General features: G+C 36.6%; 2 protein-coding genes. Both read left to right on the top strand.

Annotated elements, in window-relative coordinates; translation table 11 throughout:
- The first annotated feature begins 425 nt into the window (after positions 1 to 425).
- Positions 426 to 1,892 (top strand): catalase, encoded by a 1,467-nt coding sequence (locus tag V7024_RS17540; RefSeq protein WP_335522228.1) that lies wholly within the window; start codon positions 426 to 428, stop codon positions 1,890 to 1,892.
- Between the two features lie 1,438 nt (positions 1,893 to 3,330).
- Positions 3,331 to 3,785: Ig-like domain-containing protein (locus V7024_RS17535; protein WP_335522226.1), on the top strand; the 455-nt coding region annotated here is incomplete at its 3' end.

Genomic DNA, 3,785 nt, shown 5'->3' with positions numbered 1-3,785 from the left:
CACTGATTAAAGTTTCACTGTATGTGAACACTTTAAGTCGAATTGTATAATAATGTCGAATTAGTTAGAAGATTGTCATTTTTTGTCTTGAAGTCTTGTATTTTTAGTGTTAAGCTTATAATCACAAAGAGGAAGTAGCAAATTATTTTTTAGAAATAATAGACTGAAAATTCTATTTATTTAAAGATTTCCTCTATTATTGCGTGATCGACGTGTATGTATATTAGCTACTTTTTCTTTGTTTTATATTATAAAAGCATTATTAAGTAGAGATATGGAGGTGATTCAGAGGGGGGATCAATCGTTTATTAAAAGTATTTTTTAAAAATTTCATAAAAATGGTTGACAACAGACCTGTTTTTAATAATAATTACATTATAATAATTTTAAACAAGTAATTATTATATAAATTAGGAGGCTCCAAAATGAACACATACAATCGCTTAACAACAAACCAAGGTGCTCCTGTAGGAGATAATCAAAATTCTCGTACAGCAGGTCGCCGTGGGCCAGTATTATTAGAAGATTATCATCTAGTAGAAAAGTTAGCTCATTTTGATCGCGAACGTATTCCTGAGCGCGTTGTGCATGCACGCGGTGCTGGTGCTCATGGTGTTTTCGTAACAAAAAATAGTATGACAGAACATACAAGAGCAGCATTCTTACAGAAAGAAGGAACAGAAACACCTGTATTTGTTCGCTTCTCAACTGTTATTCATGGGCAAGGTTCACCAGAAACAGCTCGTGATCCAAGGGGATTTGCGGTGAAGTTTTATACAGAAGAAGGAAACTATGATCTTGTTGGTAACCATTTACCTGTATTTTTCATTCGCGATGCAATCAAATTCCCTGATATGGTTCATTCTTTAAAACCAGCGCCTGATACAAATATTCAAACGCCAGATCGTTACTGGGATTTCATGACGCTAACACCAGAATCAACTCATATGTTAACGTGGGTATTCTCTGATTATGGTACACCTGCTAACTACCGCGAAATGGAAGGATTCGGTGTTCATACATTTAAATGGGTAAACGAAAATGGCGAGGTTGTATACGTAAAATATCACTGGAAGCCAAAGCAAGGTGTACGTAACTTTAATGTAAAAGAAGCAGAACAAATGCAAGGAAAGGATTTCAACCATGCAACTCGTGATTTATTTGATGCGATTGAGCGTGGGGATTATCCAAAATGGGATCTTCATGTACAAGTCATGAAACTAGATGAAATGGATTCCTTAGAATTTGATCCACTAGATCCAACAAAGGTGTGGCCAGAAGACCGTTTCCCATTAACGGAAGTAGGTACAATGACATTGAATCGTAATCCGCAAAACTTCTTTGCAGAAGTTGAGCAAGCGGCATTTTCACCAAGTGCAACTGTGCCCGGTATTGAACCATCTGAGGATAAATTATTACAAGGACGTTTGTTCTCTTATCCGGATACACAGCGCTATCGTTTAGGGGCAAATTATTTACAAATCCCTGTAAACTGTCCGTACGCAGCTGTGCATAACCAACAGCGTGATGGATTCATGCAAGTAAATCAACAACCATCTACAATTAATTATGAACCAAGTCGTCATTCGGAAAATCCAAGTGAAGATCCAGCGTACCGAGATTCAACTATGAAACTTGAAGGTTATGTATCTCGTGAAAAAATTGAGAAACCAAACGATTTTGGGCAAGCTGGTGAGCGTTATCGTTCATTCTCTAAAGAAGAACAAGATAACTTAATTGCGAACTTGGCAAATGATTTAAAAGGTGTAAATGAACAAGTAAAATTACTTGCGGTTTGTAACTTCTTCCGCGCAGATCGAGAGTATGGTATGCGTTTAGCAGAAGCGTTAAATGTTGATATTTCGGCGTATGTGGGAGGTCCTGTAAAGTAGGGACTACCCAAGAAGCATCTGGCCCTGCATAGAAACGATCAGGGCCTTTTCTTATCACAGGCAAGGTTGAAATGTTAGAAAAATATGGATATATATGTTTTTGGTAGAATTGTACAGTTTTTTAAATTACAAAACTAATTACAATAATTTAAAAAATATTATTATTGTCGAAAATGTTGTAAAATTTTGGACAAGAGCATGAAAGAGCCTTTTAAGGGAGGGAGTAAAAAGTTTCGAAGTGTTAAAATATGCAGTTAAAATTGAACATATTGATGTTATGAGTTATAAAAAAATATAAATCCTCATTAAAATTTAGACATGGCTGAGCTTGTTACTTTTGATAAATCTCACATAGAGAAAAATCGTTTATGTCGTATTTAAAAATTGGATTTATATAGTATGAACAAATCAATGACGTTGAATTGAAAGCATTATTAACTAGGCGCTTATGCTCAGCACGAGATGGTAATACGGTACAATTTCAATTTACATGATTTGATAGAAATGATAATAAAACATAATTTAGCTAATTAGTATATTATCATCATTTGTGAGGTATGTCAATATTTAGATTCTTGGATTTAACAGTTGGATTTGTAGAAACCAATTAGATATATATAGAAATCAAGTTTCTAAGTTTGTAACGACGAAAAGAGACAAAATACTTGCAACTATCAGATCGTGAATTTGTACGAAAAGCCATCTTACTATTATTCGTTAGGAGGCGGATTAAGAGTATGGTGTGTGACGTTAGGCAGAAATCGGGTTCACGCCCGAGGGATTGCCTGGACTAACGATTGTTAGTAACAACTGAAACTGTGAGACCACGGCGGGATACCCAAATAAATCTCGCAACTAGATGGCTGTTAATACTCCCCCATGCGTAATTGGTAACGACTGCGTGTGAAGCGGGGTAAAGTCGCATCGAGTAGCCCTAACAGGTGAGGCTGAGGAAAGGTTAAACATACTGCGAAAGTGATGCGGACAGGGAGCTATATATGGTTAGAATTTGAACACTCAATGACGAACTGCTGAATGTACGTCTCGTAAATCCGTTCCTAGAAATGGGTGTCAATTTATTACCTCCAAAACAAATATCATACAGTTTGTGATGGATAAAGCTAATGGGTTGCTTTAACTTCTTATTGAAGTGGTAATCGGGACAAAGGCAGGACCTACGTATAGCTATATACCTAGCAGTTTCGGAACGTCAGAAGTCCCTAACGATGTAGTAATAACTTGGGGAACGGCACGGCTAAGCTGTGAAAGAGTTATGAATAGGGATGGCAGCAGGGGTGTAGTACCAATGAAACTCTGATAATAAGGAGTGGAGGGAAGGCCCAAAGTCTAATGAACAGGTGAGTTATAATCCCCTTACTTACATAAAGATAGCGATAACTCCGCTTGCGATACGAACCTGTTGATTAGATGGAACGCCGTGTGCGGTGAAAGTCGCACGCACGGTGTGGGGTGGGGGAAAAACTGGAGATCACTTCAAAAGTTTACCTATTACCATTATTTGAAAAAAGCAACTTCTATTTTTTCAATTATCATGATCTTTATGTTTACGATAGGTCAGAGTTTGATGCCTATAATAGCAAAAGCGCAAGAGTTAAATACAACGGGTTTTGTTGATAGCTTTACGTTTGACAAAACGGATCTTGGGTATGGAGAACGAACGGGAATAAAGGTTAATTTTAGTGATAAATCTGGAAATAAAATGAAGCAAGGAGACACACTAACATTAACGTTACCTCAAGAGTTACAGGGTTATGCTAGAACGATTGATTTAAATAATGATGCAGGAACTAAATTTGGTACTTGTGAAATAACGAAAACGAATGTTGTCTGTACATTTACTGATGTAGTTGAGAAACTTCAAAATATTAGAGG

This window comes from Bacillus sp. JJ864 (genome assembly GCF_036963045.1).
Classification (GTDB): Bacteria; Bacillota; Bacilli; order Bacillales; family Bacillaceae_G; genus Bacillus_A; species Bacillus_A pseudomycoides_C.
The sequence above is the reverse complement of the archived record's forward strand: the minus strand, read 5'-3'. Positions and strand labels throughout refer to the sequence as shown.

Excerpts from the sequence above, each read along its gene's own strand:
- V7024_RS17540 (WP_335522228.1), top strand. The coding sequence starts at position 426 with ATGAACACATACAATCGCTTAACAACAAACCAAGGTGCTCCTGTAGGA.